Below are 17,792 nucleotides of genomic sequence, written 5' to 3' on the forward strand. Positions count from 1 at the left end.
GTCGGCGCGGGCTAGCGGCCCAGGTACTTCGGCTTCTCCTTGGAGAGGAAGGCGCGGACCGCGATGGTGTGGTCCTCCGAGGCGCCGGCGAGGGTCTGGAGCTCGTCCTCCTTGTCGAGGGCCTCGGAGAGGGAGTGGCTCGCGCCGTAGGCGACGGACTCCTTCAGGGCCGCGTAGGCGAGCGTGGGGCCCTCGGCGAGGGTGCGGGCGAGCTTCTCCGCCTCGGCGGCCAGCTCGGCGGCCGGCACGAGACGGTTCACGACGCCCAGGTCGTACGCCTCCTGGGCGGTGACCGTGCGCGGGAAGAGCAGCAGGTCGGAGGCGCGGCTCTGCCCGATCAGGCGGGGGAGCGTCCAGGACATGCCGGAGTCGGCGGTGAGCGCCACGCCCGCGAAGGAGGTGTTGAAGGTGGCGGTGTCGGCGGCGATCCGGAAGTCGGCGGCGAGCGCGAAGCCGAAGCCGGCCCCGGCGGCGACGCCGTTCACCGCGGCGACCACGGGCTTCTTCATGCCGGTGAGGGCGCGGACGATCGGGTTGTAGTGGTCCCGGACCGTGTCCATGACCGAGTTCGCGCCCGACTCCTGGGCCTGGAGCAGCAGGCCGACGTGCTCCTTCAGGTCCTGGCCGACGCAGAACGCCCGGTCGCCCGCCGCCGTCAGCAGCACCGCCCGGACGGCGGGATCGGCGCCGGCCGCCTCGGCCGCGTCCTGCAGCGCGACCTTCGCGGCGACGTTCAGCGCGTTCATGGCCTCGGGCCGGTTGAGCGTGATGGTGGCGAGCCCGTCGCTCACCTCGTACAGGACCGTATCCGCCATCGGGACCCCTTTGTCTCGTGTCTCGTGCCGTCCCGTGCGCCTCGCGCATGGGCTGATCCCGCCCAGCATGACGGAGATCACCCGTACCGCCCATGTGAGCTGCGTCAAAGAATCGGGGTCCGCGGAGCGACCCGCGGCGGCGGAGTATCGCAGGCCGGACGCCGAAATGTGGGGTTTTGCGAGAGCGCGTTGCCCAAGCGATGCGGATCGAGGTTGGTCATCGGGTCCTGCGATGCGGGATAATGACCTGGAAGCAATGTGTTCGAAGCCGGTGACGCGTGCTCCGTGGTACGGAGCTGCCCGGCTGACGATGAGCTGGTTTCAGGAAGGGGAACGAGCATGGCGGCCATGAAGCCGCGGACGGGTGACGGCCCGCTCGAGGTGACCAAGGAGGGGCGGGGCATCGTCATGCGCGTTCCGCTCGAAGGCGGCGGTCGGCTCGTGGTCGAGCTGACCCCGGACGAGGCCGAGGCGCTCGGTGACGCCCTGAAGAAGGTCGTCGGCTGACCCTCCCCGTTTTCCTGCCCCGCTGCCCCGGTACGGCCCCGCCGCCCGGGGCAGCGGCGTATCCGGGGCCGGAAACCGGCCACGGTCCGAGGGCCTGGCCGTACCGCGCACACGGACACGGTCCGACGGTCTAGCCGCGCCGCACCGCGCACAGCAGGCCGTCGCCCACCGGCAGCAGGGTCGGCAGCAGCTGGGAGCTCTCCCGGACCGTGCGCAGCAGCTCGCGGACCCGCTGTACCTCGGCCGGCTGGGCGCCCGAGTCCACCGTGCGGCCCTCCGCGAAGACGCCCTCGAAGCAGACCAGACCCCCAGGTCGGAGCAGGCGCAACGATTCAGCGAGATAGTCCGGGTACTCCGCGCGGTCGCCGTCGCAGAAGACGAGGTCGTACCCGCCGTCCGCGAGCCTCGGCAGCACGTCGAGGGCCCGGCCCGGGATGAACCGCGCCCGGTTGCCCGCGAAACCGGCCGCCCGGAACGCCGTCCTCGCGAACTGCTGGTGCTCCGGCTGCACGTCCACCGTGGTCAGGGTGCCGTCCTGTCGCATCCCGAGCAGCAGGTAGATGCCCGACACGCCCGTCCCGGTACCGATCTCGGCCACCGCCTTGGCGTCCGCCGACGCGGCCAGCAGACGCAGCGCCGCACCGGTGCCCGGCGACACCGAGGCCAGCCCTGCCTCCCGGGCGCGCTCACGCGCCCAGCGCAGGGCGTCGTCCTCGGCGACAAAGGCGTCGGCGAGCGCCCAGTCCGTCTGCCGGTTGGCGGTAATGGCCCTCTCCTGTCCCCTTAGTTGGCGCAACGGTGACTGTATCCGCTGTCAGCGGGAACCCGCAGATGGGACCGGGCGTTCACCAGGGGTGAGGACACGCAGAGGACCGGCGGACGACGCCGGTTCAAATGCGGGTAAAGATTCTTATCCGGAGCTAACGGGCGAGGTGGCTATGGTAGGGGCTCCACTGGACACCACCAGAGCCGATAGGGGAGGTGCGGCTGCGCCTGTGGATCGGAGAGGGGCGCTGCGGCGTCTTCTCAGGTCGGCGGGTGAGCCGAAATCCGTGACCGACACCGCTGACAGCATCCACACCACCACCGCACCCACCACCGCGACCTTCGCATCGGATGCGGAATCGCAGGCGTGGACTCCGCCCACCTGGGAGGAGATCGTCAGCACGCACAGCGGTCGCGTCTACCGCCTGGCCTACCGTCTGACCGGCAATCAGCACGACGCCGAGGACCTCACCCAGGAGGTCTTCGTCCGCGTCTTCCGCTCGCTGTCGACGTACACCCCCGGCACCTTCGAGGGCTGGCTGCACCGCATCACCACCAACCTCTTCCTCGACATGGTCCGCCGCAAGCAGCGCATCCGCTTCGACGCGCTCGCCGACGACGCCGCCGAGCGGCTCCCCAGCCGGGAGCCCTCCCCCCAGCAGGTGTTCAACGACACCCACTTCGACGCCGACGTCCAGCAGGCCCTCGACACCCTGGCGCCCGAGTTCCGCGCCGCCGTCGTCCTCTGCGACATCGAGGGGCTCTCGTACGAGGAGATCGCCGCGACCCTCGGCGTGAAGCTCGGCACCGTCCGCAGCCGCATCCACCGGGGCCGCTCGCACCTGCGCAAGGCGCTCAACCACCGCTCGCCCGAGGCCCGCGCCGAGCGGGCCCTGGTCACCGTCGGATGGGAGGCCGGGACAGCGTGAGCGGCACCCGCCCCCCGTCCCCCGCGGAGCACCACCTCGGGGACCGGCTCGCCGCGCTCGTCGACGGCGAGCTCGGCCACGACACCCGCGAGCGGGTCCTGGCCCACCTCGCCACCTGCGCCCGCTGCAAGGCCGAGGCCGACGCCCAGCGCGCCCTGAAGAGCGCCTTCGCCTCCAGCGGCGCCCCGCAGCCCTCCGAGGGCTTCCTCGCCCGCCTCCAGGGACTTCCCGGCGGCCCCGGCGGGCCGGGGCGCTCCCCGCTGGAGCAGCTCCTCGAAGCGGGCGGCGTGAAGAGCGACGGCTTCGCCACCGCGCCCCCCGCCGCGCCCGACACCGGCACCGGCTTCCGGGTCCACGCCGTCGCCCCCTCCGGCCGCGGCCGGCGCTTCGCCGTCGCCGCCGCCGGCGCGGTCTCCTTCGCGGCCATCGCCCTCGGCGGCACCCTGCCCGCCGACAGCTCCCTCACCACCGCCGCCCGCGGCGGACAGGGCACCGGCAGCGCCGTCACCCCGCTGCGCGCGGGCGCCTCCACGGGCCCCGGCTCCGCCACCGGCTCGGCGGCCGGCCGCCCGGACCGCTCCGGGCGCTTCGCCGGCGGCGCCCAGTCGGCCGACGGCGCGCCCCTCGTCCCCGGCGGAACCGTCCCCTCGGGCGCCGTCCCGATGGACCTGGACCGCTCGGGGCCGCTCACGGCGGTACGGCTCAGGGCCACGCAGGCGCAGCCGTTCTTCGCCCTCTCGCCGTTCATACGCCCGACGGTCCCCGCCTCCCTCCGGACGGCCTTCGGCCCGGCGCCGAGCCCGGCCCCCAGCCCGTCCGGCATCCCGCCGGGCTCCCACCGCTGAGCCCCGACCTGGTTGAATCCTCGGTCAGGGCGCCCGACAGCAGGAGCGCCCACGGGTCAGTGGTAGCGGGGAGAGCATGAACGACGGGAAGCCGAACTGGTGGAGCCGGCCCTCGACGCCCCCGGAGGCGGCGCGGATACCCACGCCGCCCCCGGCGGAGGAGGACGACTTTCCCCTCCAGGCCCCGGGCCCGGCCGCGCCCGCGGCGGCGGAACCGACCCCGGAGGCGCCCGCCGCCCCCAAGGTCGACATGACGAAGGAACAGCCCGCCCCCGAGGCACCTGCCGTGCCCGAGCAGGCCGCCCCCGCCACCCCCGAGGCACCTGCCGTGCCCGAGCAGGCCGCCCCCGCCACCGCCGAGGCGCCCGCCGCGACGGATCCCGCCCCGGCCGTCGCGGCCGGCGTGCCCGAACCGGTGCAGGCCGCCGTGCCCGAGCCGGCACAGGCCGCCCCGCAGCCGCTCCACGAGCCCGACGAGTACCGGACGCCGCCCTACGGCGAGCCGGGGCCCTGGGCGCCCGCGCCGCCGGTGCAGCGGCCCGCCGCGCCCGTACCGCCGCCGCAGACGGCCGTGCCCCCGCAGGCGGCGCACGGAGCCGTACCGCCCCCGCAGGGACCCGTGCCCCCGCAGGGGGCGCCGGCCTGGGGCCAGTACGACCCCTGGGGCGCCGCCGCCGGAGCCGTACCGCCGCCCGCCCGGAAGAAGTCCCGGCGCGGTCTCGCGCTCGCCGGGGCCCTCGCCTTCGCCCTGCTCACCGGTGTGATCGGCGGCGGCATCGGCGCCTACGTCGAGCGCAACGGCGGCATCGGCACCGTCGAGCTGCCGCAGGCCGAGGCCGGGACCGTCGACCGCGCGCCCGACAGCGTCGCCGGGATCGCCGCCCGCGCCCTGCCCGGCGTCGTCACCCTCCACGTCCGCGGCGGCGGCTCCTCCGGCACCGGCACCGGCTTCGTCCTGGACAACCGCGGCCACATCCTCACCAACAACCACGTCGTGGACGCCGCCGAGTCCTCCGGCGACATCACCGTCACCTTCTCCAGCGGCGAGACCGCCTCCGCCAAGCTCATCGGCAAGGACACCGGCTACGACCTCGCCGTCGTCCGGGTCACCGGCGTCACCGGCCTCAAGCCGCTCCCGCTCGGCAACTCCGACGACGTCCGCGTCGGCGACCCCGCCGTCGCCATCGGCGCCCCCTTCGACCTCTCCAACACCGTCACCTCCGGCATCATCAGCGCCAAGGAGCGCCCGATCACCGCCGGCGGCGAGAAGGGCGACGGCAGCGACATCTCCTACGTCGACGCCCTCCAGACCGACGCCCCCATCAACCCCGGCAACTCCGGCGGCCCCCTCCTCGACGGCAAGGGCCGCGTCATCGGCATCAACAGCGCCATCCGCGCCGCCGGCGGCTCCGGCGACCGGGAGGGCGGCGGCCAGGCCGGCTCCATCGGCCTCGGCTTCGCCATCCCGATCAACCAGGGCAAGCGGGTCGCCGAGGAGCTCATCAACACCGGCAAGGCCACCCACCCCGTCATCGGCGTCAGCCTCGACATGCAGTTCAACGGCGACGGCGCCCGCGTCGGCGACAAGGGCAAGGACGGCGCCCCCTCCGTCACCCCCGGCGGCCCCGCCGCCAAGGCGGGCCTGCGCCCCGGCGACGTCATCACCAAGGTCGACGGCCAGCGGGTCCACAACGGCGAGGAGCTGATCGTGAAGATCCGCGCCCACCGCCCCGGCGACGAGCTCACCCTCACCCTGACCCGCGGCGGCAGGGAACTGACCAGGACCGTCACGCTCGGCTCCGCCCAGGGAACCTGACGAACCCCGGGCTGCACACGAGCGACATGTGGCGGACATCGCGATGTACCCGTCCGGCAGTCCGGGCGGGTACCGTGGACCGGGCCGCCCTGGTCCGGCGTGAAGGAGCTTCTAGGTGTTCAGCGACATAGGCGCACTCGAGCTGGTGACGCTCATCGTGCTCGCCGTGCTCATTTTCGGCCCGGACAAGCTGCCGAAGGTCGTCCAGGACGTCTCGGGCTTCATCCGGAAGATCCGCGAGTTCTCCGACAGCGCCAAGCAGGACATCCGCAGCGAGCTCGGCCCCGAGTTCAAGGACTTCGAGTTCGAGGACCTCAACCCGAAGACCTTCATCCGCAAGCAGCTGGACAACAACGAGGACCTCAGCGACCTCAAGGAGCTCCGCTCCACCTTCGACCTCCGCAAGGAGATGAACGAGGTCGCCGACGCGGTGAACGGCCGCGACACCGCCCCCGCCGCCGCGCCCGCGACCGCCCCCGCGGCGGCCCCCACCGCGGTCAACGGGTCGGCCCCCGACCTGCTGAAGAAGCAGGACAAGCCCGCCGCGCCCGAGCGGCCGCCGTACGACTCCGACGCGACCTGACACGGGCGGTCACCGTCCGGTCGCTATCCTCCTTTAGTTGACAGAACGAGGAGGCGGCCGAGATGAAGACGACGAGTCGGGTGGAAGCCGACGGCTTTCTGCGCGCACCCTTCGCCTGGTACGGGCTCGACGAGGCGTTCACCGGGCCCCGTCGGCTGATGCAGATCGGCACGGCGGCGGACGGCACCGTCCAGTACGGCTCGGTGGGTCACGGTGACGAGCCGTCGATAAAGTCCGAGGCCGCCGGCGCGGAGAAGGAGCGGTTCGCCGTCGTGGTGACGGTCGCCGCGAACCCCGTGCGGCGCACCGGTGACGGCACCGGCGTCCTCGATGCCACCACCGTCTCCTCCGCGGCCTGGCTGGCCGGCTCCGGGCTCCTCGCCCACACCTGGCCCGCCACGCTCGACCACGGCCTGCGGGACCACTGGCTCGACCAGCAGACCGAGACGGCCTTCGAACTCGCCGACGACCTCGAAGGCCCCGCCTGGACCGCGCTGTCCCTGCCGGTCGACGGCGTCCCGGTCCCGTTCCACTACCGCGAGTCCGAGTTCGGCTGGGTGCTGGCCGGGTCCGCGGGGGACGTGCACATCGGGGCGTACGGGCGGGGGATGAGCGCGTACGGGCTCGGCTTCGCGCAGATCAAGGACCTCGGGCTGTACGCCTGACGGTCCCGGGTACGCCTGACGGTCCCGGGCACGACGAAGGGCGCCCCGCAGTGGGGCGCCCTTCCTCGTACGACGAGAACGTACGGCTAGAACTTGTTCTTCGGCGTGATGCCCAGGCTCAGACCCGAGAGGCCGCGCTGACGCCCGCCGAGCTTGCCGGCGATGGCGCGGAGGGCCGCGCCGGCGGGGGAGTCGGGGTCGGAGAGGACGATTGGCCTGCCCTCGTCGCCGCCCTCGCGGAGGCGGACGTCGATCGGGATCTGGCCGAGGACCGGGACCGTCGTGCCGGTGGTCTTCGTCAGGCCGTCCGCGACCAGCTGGCCGCCGCCCGTGCCGAAGACGTCCACCATCTCGTCGCAGTGCGGGCAGGGCAGGCCCGACATGTTCTCCACCACGCCGACGATCTTCTGGTGGGTCTGCACCGCGATCGAACCGGCCCGCTCGGCGACCTCGGCCGCCGCCTGCTGCGGGGTCGTCACGACCAGGATCTCCGCGTTCGGCACGAGCTGGGCGACGGAGATCGCGATGTCGCCGGTGCCCGGCGGCAGGTCGAGGAGGAGGACGTCCAGGTCGCCCCAGTACACGTCCGCGAGGAACTGCTGGAGCGCGCGGTGCAGCATCGGGCCGCGCCACACCACCGGCGCGTTGCCCGGGGTGAACATGCCGATCGAGATGACCTTCACGCCGTTCGCCGACGGCGGCATGATCATGTTCTCGACCTGGGTCGGACTCCCGTCCGCGCCCAGCATGCGGGGCACGCTGTGGCCGTAGATGTCGGCGTCGACGACACCGACCTTCAGACCGTCGGCGGCCATCGCCGCGGCCAGGTTCACGGTCACGGAGGACTTGCCGACGCCGCCCTTGCCGGAGGCGACCGCGTACACCCGGGTCAGCGAGCCCGGCTTCGCGAACGGCACCTCGCGCTCGGCGGTCGTGCCGCGCAGCGCCGCCGCCAGCTCCTTGCGCTGCTCGTCGCTCATCACGTCCAGAGTGACGTCGACACCGGTGACGCCCTCGACGCGGGAGACGGCCTCGGTGACGCGTTGCGTGATGGTGTCGCGCATCGGGCAGCCGGAGACCGTCAGGTACACCGTCACCGCGACCGCGCCGTCAGGTCCGATCTCCACCGACTTGACCATGCCGAGTTCCGTGATCGGACGATTGATCTCGGGGTCGTTCACCGTCGCCAGTGCTTCGAGCACCGCGTCTTCCGTAGCCATAGGTCCGATGGTACGGGGACGACCACCGGGCTATGAAAGGGCTGTCAACGGTCGGGTACGTCACTCCGCCGTTCGCCGTCCGGCGGGAATAGATCGCGTTCCCGCCCGAGCTCCTCCAGTTCCTTCACCAGGTCCTGGAGTTCCGAGCGGATCCAGTCGCGGGTGGCGACCTCGCCCAGGCCCATCCGCAGCGCCGCGATCTCCCGGGTCAGGTACTCGGTGTCGGCGATCGAGCGCTCGTTCTGCTTGCGGTCCTGCTCCAGGTTGACCCGGTCCCGGTCGTCCTGCCGGTTCTGCGCGAGCAGGATCAGCGGGGCCGCGTACGAGGCCTGGAGGGAGAGCATCAGGGTCAGGAAGATGAACGGGTACGGGTCCCAGCGCAGCGCGTCCGGCGCGAGGATGTTCCACGCCAGCCACGTCACGATGAACACCGTCATCCAGACGATGAACCGGCCCGTGCCGAGGAAGCGGGCGATCCGCTCCGACATCCGTCCGAAGGCCTCGGGGTCGTACTCGGGCAGCAGCCGGGCGCGCCGGATCCGCGGCTGGTCGAGGCGGATGCGGAGTGTCCGCTCCCGGTCCCTCTCCCGTTCCCGCTCCCGGTCCCGTTCCTGTGCGCGCTCAGCCACCGCGCACCCCCTCCTCGTGGAACTCCGTCTCCCGCCAGTCGTCCGGCAGCAGGTGGTCGAGCACGTCGTCGACGGTGACCGCGCCGAGCAGCGAACCGCTCTCGTCCACGACCGGCGCCGCCACCAGGTTGTACGCGGCGAAGTAGCTGGTCACGGCGGGCAGCGGGGTGTCCGGGCCGAGCGGCGGAAGATCGCTGTCGACGAGCGAGCTGACCAGGGTGAACGGCGGGTCGCGCAGCAGCCGCTGGAAGTGGACCGTGCCCAGGTACTTGCCGGTCGGCGTCTCGTCCGGCGGCCGGCACACGTACACCTGTGCGGCGAGCGCCGGCGACAGGTCCTGCTGCCGGACCCGGGCGAGCGCGTCGGCGACGGTGGCGTCCGGGCGCAGCACGATCGGTTCGGTGGTCATCAGGCCGCCCGCCGTCCGCTCCTCGTACGACATCAGCCGGCGCACGTCGGCGGCGTCGTCCGGCCGCATCAGCGTGAGCAGCCGTTCCTTCTCCTCCTCCGGCAGCTCGTTGAGGAGATCGGCGGCGTCGTCCGGGTCCATCGCCTCCAGGACGTCGGCGGCCCGCTCCTCCTTCAGCTTGCCGAGGATCTCCACCTGGTCGTCCTCGGGCAGCTCCTCCAGGACGTCGGCGAGCCGGTCGTCGTCGAGGGCGGCGGCGACCTCGGCGCGCCGCTTGGGGGAGAGGTGGTGGAGCACGTTGGCGAGGTCGGCGGGGCGGAGCTTCTCGAAGGTGGCGACCAGGCTCTCGGCGCCCTGCCCGTGCTCCTCCAGGGAGAAACCGGTGACGGCCGACCACTCGACGGTCAGCGTCTCCCCCTTGCGCCGCAGGGCGCCGCCCTTGCCGCGCCGGACGAAGACCTTGTCGATCTCCCAGTCGCGGCGGGCGGGGAGCTGCTGGATGGCGATGTCGAGGACGGTGACCTCCTCGCCGGTCTCGACGAGGGTCACCCGCCGGTCGAGGAGCTCGCCGAGGACGAGCCGCTCGGTCGGCCGCTGCTCGAAGCGGCGCATGTTGACCACGCCGGTGGTGATGACCTGGCCGGACTCGACGCCGGTGATCCGGGTCATCGGGACGAAGACCCGGCGCCGGCTGAGCACCTCCACCACCATGCCGAGCAGCCGGGGCGGGCGGCGGCCGACCCGCAGCATCGCCACCAGGTCGCTGACCCGCCCCACCTGGTCGCCGACGGGGTCGAAGACGGCCACGCCGGCGAGGTGGGAGACGAAGATCCGGGGGGCGCCTGCCGCCATGCCTCGCGCCTCCTCGGTGCCGCACGATTCGGGTCCCGCGCCGCCCCTGCGGGCCTCGCGGTCGGTACGCCGCCCTGCCGGGTTCCGCGGGACCCGCGTGACGCCCGGCGGGTTTCGCGGTGCCGTGCGGGGCCCGTGCCGGGCTTCGCATGGTTCAGGCTAGCCCGTGGTGTTCCACCCCGCTCCGGCAGCGCCGCCGTCCGGCTGCCTGCGGGGACGCCGGCCCCGCCCGGGTACGCTGCGGTCTGCCGCCCCCCACCGGCACCCGGCCGGCCCTCCCGCCGTGCGCACGGCCGGGGCCGCGCTTTCCCCCCACCGCACAACGAGAGGCAGCGCAGGTGACCGTCCGCACCCCGTCATCGCGTATCCCGTCCGCGCCGTCCGCGCCGGCGGCGCGTGCCCGTACCGCCCGCTTCCGCAGGGCGGCCGTGCCCCTGGCGCTGTGCGCGGGCCTCGCGGTGGGGCTGACGGCCTGCGGGGCCGACCCGGACGAGGGGACCAACGGGGTCGGGAAGCTGTCCGCGCCGGAGATCGAGCGGGAGGCCCGCTCGGCGGCGGACGGGGCGAAGGCGGTCCGGCTGGCCGGCACCCTGGTCAGCAAGAACGGCACCTTCAAGCTGAACATGCGGCTCAAGAAGAACGGCGCGACCGGCTCGGTCACCACGAAGAACAGCACCTTCGAGCTGCTGCGGGTCGGCGACGCCCTCTTCCTCAAGGCCGACGCGGGCTTCTGGACCCACGACAAGGGCGACGGCAAGAAGCCCACCGAGTCCGACACCGAGGCCGCCGACAAGCTGGACGACAAGTACGTGAAGGTGCCGCAGGACGACCCCTCGTACAAGCAGCTCCGCGGCTTCACCGAGATGCGCCCCCTGCTGCACGGCCTGATCGGCCTGCACGGCGAGGTCGTCAAGGGCGACCGGGACCAGATCGGCGGCGTCCGCACGGTCAAGGTGAAGGGCGGCGCCGACGGCGAGGGCGGCACCCTCGACGTGGCCCTGGAGGGCTCCCCGTACCCCCTCCGGTTCACCCGCGGCGGCGGCGCCGGCCTGGTGGTCCTCTCCGAATGGGACAAGGACTTCCCCCTGACCGAACCGGCCCGCGAGGAGACCCTCGACTACGGCAGCCGGCTGCCCCGGACCTGACTAGCGCTTCTTCTTCCGGCGGAAGAGCAGCTTCGGCAGGGCGGCCGGGGCGGGGCGGCGGGTGGTCGCGGGGGACGGGAGCGGGGCGGCGGCGAGCGAGCCGTCAGGCAGGGCGGTGGTCGCGGTGCGGGGGTCGAGGCGCAGGACGCGGCACTCGCGGGCCCAGCGGTCGGGCACGGCCTCGCCGTCGGGGGCGTTGAGCCGCTTGCCCTTCAGTTCGGCGACGGCCGCGTCCCACTCCTCGGTGCCGGGGGTCAGCTGACGGACGACGGCGGTCCAGGAGACGATCCGGCCGCCCTTGTCCTTGCTGCGGACGGTGACCTCGGCGGCGGCGCCGTCGACGAGGCCGGGCAGCGGCTGCTCGCCGGGGCCGTCGCCGACGACATGGGCGGCGCCGTCGTGCCAGACGTGCCAGAGCGCCCGGGCGGGCCCGGTGCCCCGGACCCAGACGAGGCCGGACTTCTTGGTGGCCTCCTCGACGAGGGCGTCGGTGAGCAGCGTGTCGGTCATGGCCGCAGCCTATCTACAGCCAGCCGTTGCGCTTCAGGGTGCGGTGGATGGTGAAGCAGACGACGGCGATGCCGCCGAGGACCATCGGGTAGCCGAACTTCCACTCCAGTTCGGGCATGTACGTGAAGTTCATGCCGTAGATGCCGCAGACCGCCGTCGGGACGGCGACGATCGCCGCCCACGAGGTGATCTTGCGCATGTCCTCGTTCTGCGCGACGGTCGCCTGCGCCAGGTTGGCCTGGAGGATCGAGTTCAGCAGCTCGTCGAAGCCGACGACCTGCTCCTGGACGCGGGCGAGGTGGTCGGCGACGTCCCGGAAGTACTTCTGGATGTCCGGATCGACCAGGCGCATCGGCCGCTCGCTGAGCAGCTGCATCGGACGCTGCAGCGGTGTGACGGCCCGCTTGAACTCCAGGACCTCGCGCTTGAGCTGGTAGATCCGGCCCGTGTCCGTACCCCGCTTGGAGCCCTTCGCGGACGGCGAGAAGACGTCGATCTCCAGCTGGTCGATGTCGAGTTCGACGGCGTCGGCGACCGCGATGTAGCCGTCGACGACGTGGTCGGCGAGGGCGTGCAGGACGGCGGAGGGGCCCTTGGCGAGGAGTTCGGGCTCGCCCTGGAGGCGGTGGCGGAGGTTGCGCAGGGAGCCCTGGCCGCCGTGCCGGACGGTGATGACGAAGTCGGGGCCGGTGAAGCACATCACCTCGCCGGTCTCCACCACCTCGCTGGTGGCGGTGAGTTCGGCGTGCTCCACGTAGTGGATCGTCTTGAAGACGGTGAAGAGGGTGTCGTCGTACCGCTCCAGCTTGGGCCGCTGGTGGGCGTGGACGGCGTCCTCGACGGCGAGCGGGTGCAGCCCGAACTCGGCGGCGATACCGGCGAATTCGGCCTCGGTCGGCTCGTGGAGTCCGATCCAGGCGAAGCCGCCGGACTTCCGCACCTGCGCCATGGCGCCGCGCGGCGTCAGACAGGCGCGGTCGTCGATCCGGTGCCCGTCGCGGTAGACCGCGCAGTCGACGACGGCGCTGGAGGCGGAGTGGTCGCGCGTCGGGTCGTAGTTCGTGTACGTGGTCGGGGTCTTGCGCAGGCTCTGACGCAGGCTCGGCCGAACGGCGGCGCGCAGGTCACGGATCATCGACATGGCGTGCTCCTTCACGGACAGGCCGTCGGCGAGCGTGGCGCAACCCGGAATGGGGACGGGGGAGGGAGCTTCGTCCACAAAGCGGGCGGCACCGGCGGGATCGCGGCGACGGCGTTCGCAACACAGACAGGCAAAGAGAGGAGTGCTCTTCCGTCGTACGCGATGCCGGAGAGGAGAGGTCCCGTACGTCTCTGCGCAGGGGACCCCGGGTCACCGGAGGGAGGAACGCACCGGGCTCGGGTGCGGTGCGGCGGAAGAGCGGCTGGTACTGCCCGATCGACTTCGATCCATCGCAGTCCCACCTCCTCCGGCCGGTCCCCCGTGAGGGATGACGTGTGACGAGCAGTCGGGAAACCCGACCACTGGCCAACACTATCAGCCGATCGAGGGTCAATCCCTTACTTTGCCCGTTCCATACGCGATCTATGCTCGCCGCATGGGAGAAGTTCTTGCACTCGTCGAGGCCCGGCTGCGTACGGCCCTGGGCGAACCCGACGCACGGGCCGCGGTGACCTTCCTCGGCACCGACCGGATCGAGGTGCTGCGCTTCGTCGACGCCGGCGCCGGCCTCGTGCGCTACGCCACGCTCGGCATGTCGGCCGCCCCGATGGCCGACCCCACCGCCGCCCTCGCCGACCCGGTGAAGGGTCCGCGCGCCGAACTGGTCCTGACCGTACGCCTCGGGCGCGCCGACACCGACAAGGTGCTCCGCCCGCTCGCGGTCCTCGCGGCCACCCCGCAGGTGGAGGGCGTGGTCGTGGCCCCCGGTGCCTCGCTCGACGTCGGCGAGCCGCTGTGGCCCGGCGCCCCCTTCAGCTCGGTCCTGGTCGCCGAGCCGGGCGGCCTGGTGGAGGACCTGGATTTGAACGAGGCCGTGTCGCGGAGCGACTCCTTGAGGGGCGGTGGTCGGGAGACGGGCGGGGCGATGGACCCGGTCCGTTTCCTGCCGCTGCTGCCGATGACCCCGAACGAGGCCGCCTGGAAGCGGGTCCACGGCGCGCAGGCCCTGGAGGAGCGCTGGCTCGCGAAGGGCACCGACCTGCGCGACCCCCTGCGCGGCTCCGTCGCCCTGGACTGAGGCGCCTGAGGGGCCGGGGGCGTACGGGGTGAAGGCTTCCGGCCGTACGGGTGATCGAGCGCGGTCGTTCTTGACGGGAGCCGGAAGCGGTAGGACCGTTGAGCCCTATGAGGGGCGAACCCAGTTGTCCGAAGTGCGGTGGGCGGGTCAGGGCGCCCGGACTCTTCGCCGACTCCTGGCAGTGCGATGTGCACGGGACCGTGTACCCGCTCCAGCCCGTGATCCCGCCCAGTGTCGAAGCCCTCGGCGTCGTCGTGCACCGCTCGCACGTGCCCGTCTGGATGCCGTGGCCGCTCCCCGTCGGCTGGCTCTTCACCGGCGTCGCCTACGCCGGTGACGACCGCAGCGGCGGGCGCGCCACCGCCGTCGCCTGTTCGGGGCCCGGCCCCCTCGGCGGCATGGGCGAGCTGCTGCTCGTCGCCGAGGAGCTCGGCGTCGGCCTCGGCGCCCGGTACGCCGGCATCGACGGCCCCGACCCCGGCTCCGGCATGGCCATCGACAAGCCGCCGCAGGCCAAGGTCCTCGCCGCCGGCCGCCCCACCCCCCTCTGGCACGTCACCGACGCCCCCCACGACCGGGCCGTCTTCGCCGGGGAGGCCCGGGGCCTCTGGCTCTGGGCCATCGTCTGGCCCGAACAGTCCGGCCTGCTGATGTACGACGAACTCGTCCTCACCGACCTGCGCGACGCGGGCGCCGAGGTCGAGCTGCTGCCCTGCGGGGCGCTCACCCCGCGCCTGCTCGGCTGACCCGGGTGCGTAAGGGGCGCCTGCTCCTCCGGATCCGTACAGGCGCGCGTGAATCGCCCGTTATCCTTGAGTGTCCCTCGTCCGTGCCGAGCCCCTGGAGAACCGCGTCGTGCGCATCGATCTGCACACCCACTCCACGGCCTCCGACGGCACCGACACCCCCGCCGAACTGGTGCGCAAGGCCGCCGCGGCCGGGCTCGACGTCGTGGCGCTCACCGACCACGACACCACCCGCGGCCACGCCGAGGCGATCGCCGCCGCGCCCGAGGGGCTGACCGTCGTCCCCGGCGCCGAGCTCTCCTGCCGCCTCGACGGCATCGGCCTGCACATGCTCGCCTACCTCTTCGACCCCGAGGAGCCGGCCCTGCTCGCCGAGCGCGAGCTGGTCCGCGACGACCGGGTGCCGCGCGCGCGGGCCATGGTCGCCAAGCTCCAGCTGCTCGGCGTGCCCGTCACCTGGGAGCAGGTCGCCCGGATCGCGGGCGACGGCTCCGTGGGCCGTCCGCACATCGCCGAGGCGCTGGTCGAGCTCGGGGTCGTCCCCGACGTCTCCGGTGCCTTCACCGCCGAGTGGATCGCCGACGGCGGCCGCGCCCACGTCGACAAGCACGAGTTGGACCCGGCAGACGCGATCCGCCTCGTGAAGGCGGCCGGCGGCGTCACCGTCTTCGCCCACCCGGCCGCCGTCAAGCGCGGCCAGGTCGTGCCCGAGTCCGCGATCGCCGCCCTCGCCGAGGCCGGGCTCGACGGCATCGAGGTCGACCACATGGACCACGACGAGCCCACCCGCGCGCGGCTGCGCGGGCTCGCGAAGGAGCTGGGCCTGCTGGTCACCGGCTCCAGTGACTACCACGGCAGCCGCAAGACCTGCCGGCTCGGCGAGTACACCACCGACCCCGAGATCTACGGCGAGATCACCCGCCGTGCCACCGGCGCCTTCCCCGTTCCCGGCGCCGGCGGAGCGCTCACCGGCCGAGGCTGATCCGGGCCGGACGCGGTCGAGGGCTTCCGCCCGGGGTCTTTCCCGCCGCCTCCGCCGTTCTCTTCCCCACGTACCGTCCCCGGTTCCGTGCGCCCGTCGTGCGGGGCGGGGCACCCCTGTCCCTGTTCCGGAATGTCATGTTCCGGTTCGGGCCCCACCCCTCGTTCGACCCTCACCCCGCAAGGCACCCCACCGTGTTCGACGTCGCCGTCTTCGGCTCGCTCTTCCTCACCCTGTTCGTGATCATGGACCCGCCCGGCATCACGCCGATCTTCCTCGCGCTGACCTCCGGCCGTGCCGCCAAGGTCCAGCGCCGGATGGCCTGGCAGGCCGTCGCCGTCGCCTTCGGCGTCATCACCGTCTTCGGCATCCTCGGCCAGCAGATCCTGGCCTACCTGCACGTCTCCGTCCCCGCCCTGATGATCGCGGGCGGCCTCCTGCTGCTGCTCATCGCGCTCGACCTGCTCACCGGCAAGACCGACGAGCCGAAGCAGACCAAGGACGTCAACGTCGCCCTCGTACCGCTCGGCATGCCGCTGCTCGCCGGGCCCGGCGCCATCGTCTCGGTCATCCTCGCCGTCCAGCACGCCGACAGCGTCTCCGCGCAGATCTCCGTCTGGACCGCCATCGCCGCCATGCACGTCGTGCTCTGGCTGACCATGCGCTACTCGCTGCTGATCATCCGGGTCATCAAGGACGGCGGTGTCGTGCTCGTGACCCGGCTCGCGGGCATGATGCTCTCCGCGATCGCCGTGCAGCAGATCATCAACGGCGTCACCCAGGTCATCCAGGGGAGCTGACCCCGCGTACCGCTGCGCCCCCGTGCCGACTCCGATCTCGTGCGGAGTCCGCGCGGGGGCGCGGTGCGTCGGTGTGGACCGGCCGGTGCTACAGGGCGGAGGGCTCTGCGGGGCGGATCCAGATGCGCTGGCCGATCGCGGCGGCCTGCTGCACGATCCGGTTGACGGAGGCGGCGTCCACGACGGTCGAGTCGACGGGCGTGCCGTCGATGTCGTCGAGTCGCAGGATTTCGAAGCGCATGGGCTTCTCCCTTCGTCCGAGGTGATCCTCCAAGAGGAGAACGTGTGTACGTACCTGTTCAACGGCGGGGCCGGCCAGAAAATTCCCTACGCTAAAGAAAATTTTCGCTTGGCTAACTACTAGAGGGTAGGGGAAGGTCACGACCCCTCCGCTCACGCCATCCTCGCCGACGCCGGTTACGTCCGTGCTTCGGCCGGGTTGCCGGTCCTCGGTTCCCCGCCCGGCTGCTCCTCGCGGGCGGCCGTGTCCACCCGCTGCCAGAAGGCGGCGAGCCGCGCGGCCAGTTCGCGCGGGTGCGAGACGTTGGGGGAGTGGCCCGCGCCCTCGATCACCGTGTGGTGCGCGCCGGTCCGGGCGGCGACCGCCGCCAGCTCGGCCGGCGGCCAGACCATCTCGTCGGAGCCGTACGCCAGGTGCACGGGCAGCGTCAGGCCGGCCAGCTCCGCCGGGCCGTCCGGGTCGCGCAGCAGCAGCCGCCCCGCGCCGGACAGCTGGGCGACCTTCGTCAGCATCCAGCGGCGCCGCAGGAAACCCGTCAGCTCGGCGGTGTCGGCCACCGCGTCCGGTGCCTCGCCGCGGCTGTCCAGCCACCGCGTGGTCCGCCACACCCGCTCCTTCGCGAGGAGCGCGTGCCCGGCCCGCAGCGCCCGGATCCGGACCCGCTGCGGGCGGGCGACCCTGCCGGGCCCCGAGGAGAGCAGGGTCAGCGAGCGGAAGGCGCGGGGGGCGAGCACCGCGGCCGAGCGGGCCACGAGCCCGCCGAAGGAGTGCCCGAGCAGGTGCACAGGACCATCGCGCAGCGCCACCGCCTGCGCCACCACGTCGAGCGCGAGCGCCCGGCGGCGGTAGGCGGCCCGGCCCCGGGGGCCGAACGACTCGTTCTGCCCGCGCCCGTCGACGGCGACGACCCGGTACCCGGCCCCGCTCAGCGGGCCGAGCAGCTCCAGGAAGTCCTCCTTGCTGCCGGTGTACCCGGGCAGCATCAGGACGGTCCCGCGCCGCTCGCCGACCGGCGCGGTGTCGAGCACCGCGAATCCGCCGCGCACGGTCTCCAGGCGGTGGGCCCGGGCGCGGTCGGGCAGCGTCAGGGAGCGGGGCTTGCTCATGCAAGGAC

At 72.9% G+C, this 17,792-nt stretch carries 20 protein-coding genes; 11 read left to right on the forward strand and 9 right to left on the reverse strand.

The features are described 5' to 3' along the window. Positions 1-11: 11 nt before the first annotated feature. On the reverse strand, positions 12-815 hold the full coding sequence (locus tag QK442_RS13565; protein WP_282694172.1) for an enoyl-CoA hydratase-related protein: 804 nt from the start codon (positions 813-815) through the stop codon (positions 12-14). A gap of 339 nt (positions 816-1,154) precedes the next feature. On the opposite strand from QK442_RS13565, the gene QK442_RS13570 reads away from it, so the two are divergent. After that, positions 1,155-1,322 (forward strand): DUF3117 domain-containing protein, encoded by a 168-nt coding sequence (locus QK442_RS13570; RefSeq protein WP_009997451.1) that lies wholly within the window; start codon positions 1,155-1,157, stop codon positions 1,320-1,322. A 130-nt stretch (positions 1,323-1,452) separates the two neighbouring features. Here QK442_RS13570 and QK442_RS13575 read toward each other — a convergent pair whose 3' ends face one another. After that, positions 1,453-2,118 carry an O-methyltransferase gene (locus QK442_RS13575; RefSeq protein ID WP_282694173.1) on the reverse strand — a complete coding sequence of 222 codons (666 nt, stop codon included), beginning with the start codon at positions 2,116-2,118 and terminating at the stop codon, positions 1,453-1,455. Between the two features lie 142 nt (positions 2,119-2,260). Here QK442_RS13575 and sigE point away from each other — a divergent pair, with 142 nt between their 5' ends. From sigE to QK442_RS13600, 5 genes are all read left to right on the forward strand, one after another. Then, the gene (gene sigE / locus QK442_RS13580) at positions 2,261-3,016 is read left to right on the forward strand and encodes an RNA polymerase sigma factor SigE (protein ID WP_282694174.1); all 756 of its coding nucleotides are present in this window, start codon (positions 2,261-2,263) and stop codon (positions 3,014-3,016) included. Next, positions 3,013-3,861: a zf-HC2 domain-containing protein gene (locus QK442_RS13585; protein ID WP_282694175.1), complete on the forward strand. Its 849-nt coding sequence runs from the start codon at positions 3,013-3,015 to the stop codon at positions 3,859-3,861. Before sigE ends, QK442_RS13585 begins: the two co-directional genes overlap by 4 nt. A 76-nt stretch (positions 3,862-3,937) precedes the next feature. Further along, on the forward strand, positions 3,938-5,677 hold the full coding sequence (locus QK442_RS13590) for a trypsin-like peptidase domain-containing protein (protein ID WP_282694176.1): 1,740 nt from the start codon (positions 3,938-3,940) through the stop codon (positions 5,675-5,677). 115 nt (positions 5,678-5,792) lie between these two features. After that, a complete protein-coding gene (locus tag QK442_RS13595) occupies positions 5,793-6,260 on the forward strand; it encodes a sec-independent translocase (RefSeq protein ID WP_282694177.1) in 468 nt (155 codons plus the stop codon). A gap of 62 nt (positions 6,261-6,322) precedes the next feature. Then, positions 6,323-6,925 (forward strand): hypothetical protein, encoded by a 603-nt coding sequence (locus QK442_RS13600; RefSeq protein WP_282694178.1) that lies wholly within the window; start codon positions 6,323-6,325, stop codon positions 6,923-6,925. An 86-nt stretch (positions 6,926-7,011) separates the two neighbouring features. On the opposite strand, the gene QK442_RS13605 is transcribed toward QK442_RS13600, so the two are convergent. The 3 genes from QK442_RS13605 to QK442_RS13615 all read right to left on the reverse strand — a co-directional run bounded on the left by QK442_RS13605 (position 7,012) and on the right by QK442_RS13615 (position 10,035). Then, the gene (locus QK442_RS13605) at positions 7,012-8,145 is read right to left on the reverse strand and encodes an Mrp/NBP35 family ATP-binding protein (protein WP_282694179.1); all 1,134 of its coding nucleotides are present in this window, start codon (positions 8,143-8,145) and stop codon (positions 7,012-7,014) included. 44 nt (positions 8,146-8,189) lie between these two features. After that, on the reverse strand, positions 8,190-8,705 hold the full coding sequence (locus QK442_RS13610) for a DUF1003 domain-containing protein (protein ID WP_282694283.1): 516 nt from the start codon (positions 8,703-8,705) through the stop codon (positions 8,190-8,192). A gap of 61 nt (positions 8,706-8,766) precedes the next feature. Then, positions 8,767-10,035: a CBS domain-containing protein gene (locus tag QK442_RS13615; protein WP_282694180.1), complete on the reverse strand. Its 1,269-nt coding sequence runs from the start codon at positions 10,033-10,035 to the stop codon at positions 8,767-8,769. Positions 10,036-10,463: 428 nt separating this feature from the next. Here QK442_RS13615 and QK442_RS13620 point away from each other — a divergent pair, with 428 nt between their 5' ends. After that, a complete protein-coding gene (locus tag QK442_RS13620) occupies positions 10,464-11,180 on the forward strand; it encodes a hypothetical protein (protein WP_282694284.1) in 717 nt (238 codons plus the stop codon). Here the strand turns inward: QK442_RS13620 and QK442_RS13625 are convergent, their stop codons facing one another. Then, the gene (locus tag QK442_RS13625) at positions 11,181-11,690 is read right to left on the reverse strand and encodes a hypothetical protein (protein WP_282694181.1); all 510 of its coding nucleotides are present in this window, start codon (positions 11,688-11,690) and stop codon (positions 11,181-11,183) included. 13 nt (positions 11,691-11,703) lie between these two features. Further along, positions 11,704-12,831, reverse strand: coding sequence for a magnesium and cobalt transport protein CorA (locus tag QK442_RS13630; RefSeq protein ID WP_282694182.1), 1,128 nt, complete (start codon positions 12,829-12,831; stop codon positions 11,704-11,706). 436 nt (positions 12,832-13,267) lie between these two features. Here QK442_RS13630 and QK442_RS13635 point away from each other — a divergent pair, with 436 nt between their 5' ends. From QK442_RS13635 to QK442_RS13650, 4 genes are all read left to right on the forward strand, one after another. Then, entirely contained in the window at positions 13,268-13,909 is a 642-nt protein-coding gene (locus QK442_RS13635) for a suppressor of fused domain protein (RefSeq protein WP_282694183.1), read from the forward strand. A 107-nt stretch (positions 13,910-14,016) separates the two neighbouring features. Further along, a complete protein-coding gene (locus tag QK442_RS13640; protein ID WP_282694184.1) occupies positions 14,017-14,655 on the forward strand; it encodes a DUF6758 family protein in 639 nt (212 codons plus the stop codon). Between the two features lie 109 nt (positions 14,656-14,764). Then, positions 14,765-15,637: a PHP domain-containing protein gene (locus QK442_RS13645; RefSeq protein ID WP_282694285.1), complete on the forward strand. Its 873-nt coding sequence runs from the start codon at positions 14,765-14,767 to the stop codon at positions 15,635-15,637. Between the two features lie 194 nt (positions 15,638-15,831). Beyond that, on the forward strand, positions 15,832-16,437 hold the full coding sequence (locus QK442_RS13650) for a MarC family protein (RefSeq protein ID WP_282694185.1): 606 nt from the start codon (positions 15,832-15,834) through the stop codon (positions 16,435-16,437). 88 nt (positions 16,438-16,525) lie between these two features. On the opposite strand, the gene QK442_RS13655 is transcribed toward QK442_RS13650, so the two are convergent. Together QK442_RS13655 and QK442_RS13660 are read right to left on the reverse strand one after the other, a co-directional pair. After that, positions 16,526-16,678 (reverse strand): hypothetical protein, encoded by a 153-nt coding sequence (locus tag QK442_RS13655; protein WP_282694186.1) that lies wholly within the window; start codon positions 16,676-16,678, stop codon positions 16,526-16,528. A 176-nt stretch (positions 16,679-16,854) separates the two neighbouring features. Next, complete coding sequence (locus QK442_RS13660) at positions 16,855-17,784, reverse strand: alpha/beta hydrolase (RefSeq protein ID WP_282694187.1); 930 nt, start codon at positions 17,782-17,784, stop codon at positions 16,855-16,857. Positions 17,785-17,792 lie beyond the last annotated feature (8 nt).

This window comes from Streptomyces sp. CC208A (assembly GCF_030010625.1).
GTDB lineage: Bacteria > Actinomycetota > Actinomycetes > Streptomycetales > Streptomycetaceae > Streptomyces.

Coding starts and splice junctions, on each gene's coding strand:
- QK442_RS13565 (WP_282694172.1), bottom strand. CDS start 815: ATGGCGGATACGGTCCTGTACGAGGTGAGCGACGGGCTCGCCACCATC.
- QK442_RS13570 (WP_009997451.1), top strand. CDS start 1,155: ATGGCGGCCATGAAGCCGCGGACGGGTGACGGCCCGCTCGAGGTGACC.
- sigE (WP_282694174.1), top strand. CDS start 2,261: ATGGTAGGGGCTCCACTGGACACCACCAGAGCCGATAGGGGAGGTGCG.
- QK442_RS13590 (WP_282694176.1), top strand. CDS start 3,938: ATGAACGACGGGAAGCCGAACTGGTGGAGCCGGCCCTCGACGCCCCCG.
- QK442_RS13600 (WP_282694178.1), top strand. CDS start 6,323: ATGAAGACGACGAGTCGGGTGGAAGCCGACGGCTTTCTGCGCGCACCC.
- QK442_RS13605 (WP_282694179.1), bottom strand. CDS start 8,145: ATGGCTACGGAAGACGCGGTGCTCGAAGCACTGGCGACGGTGAACGAC.
- QK442_RS13615 (WP_282694180.1), bottom strand. CDS start 10,035: ATGGCGGCAGGCGCCCCCCGGATCTTCGTCTCCCACCTCGCCGGCGTG.
- QK442_RS13625 (WP_282694181.1), bottom strand. CDS start 11,690: ATGACCGACACGCTGCTCACCGACGCCCTCGTCGAGGAGGCCACCAAG.
- QK442_RS13630 (WP_282694182.1), bottom strand. CDS start 12,831: ATGTCGATGATCCGTGACCTGCGCGCCGCCGTTCGGCCGAGCCTGCGT.
- QK442_RS13635 (WP_282694183.1), top strand. CDS start 13,268: ATGGGAGAAGTTCTTGCACTCGTCGAGGCCCGGCTGCGTACGGCCCTG.
- QK442_RS13640 (WP_282694184.1), top strand. CDS start 14,017: ATGAGGGGCGAACCCAGTTGTCCGAAGTGCGGTGGGCGGGTCAGGGCG.
- QK442_RS13655 (WP_282694186.1), bottom strand. CDS start 16,678: ATGCGCTTCGAAATCCTGCGACTCGACGACATCGACGGCACGCCCGTC.
- QK442_RS13660 (WP_282694187.1), bottom strand. CDS start 17,784: ATGAGCAAGCCCCGCTCCCTGACGCTGCCCGACCGCGCCCGGGCCCAC.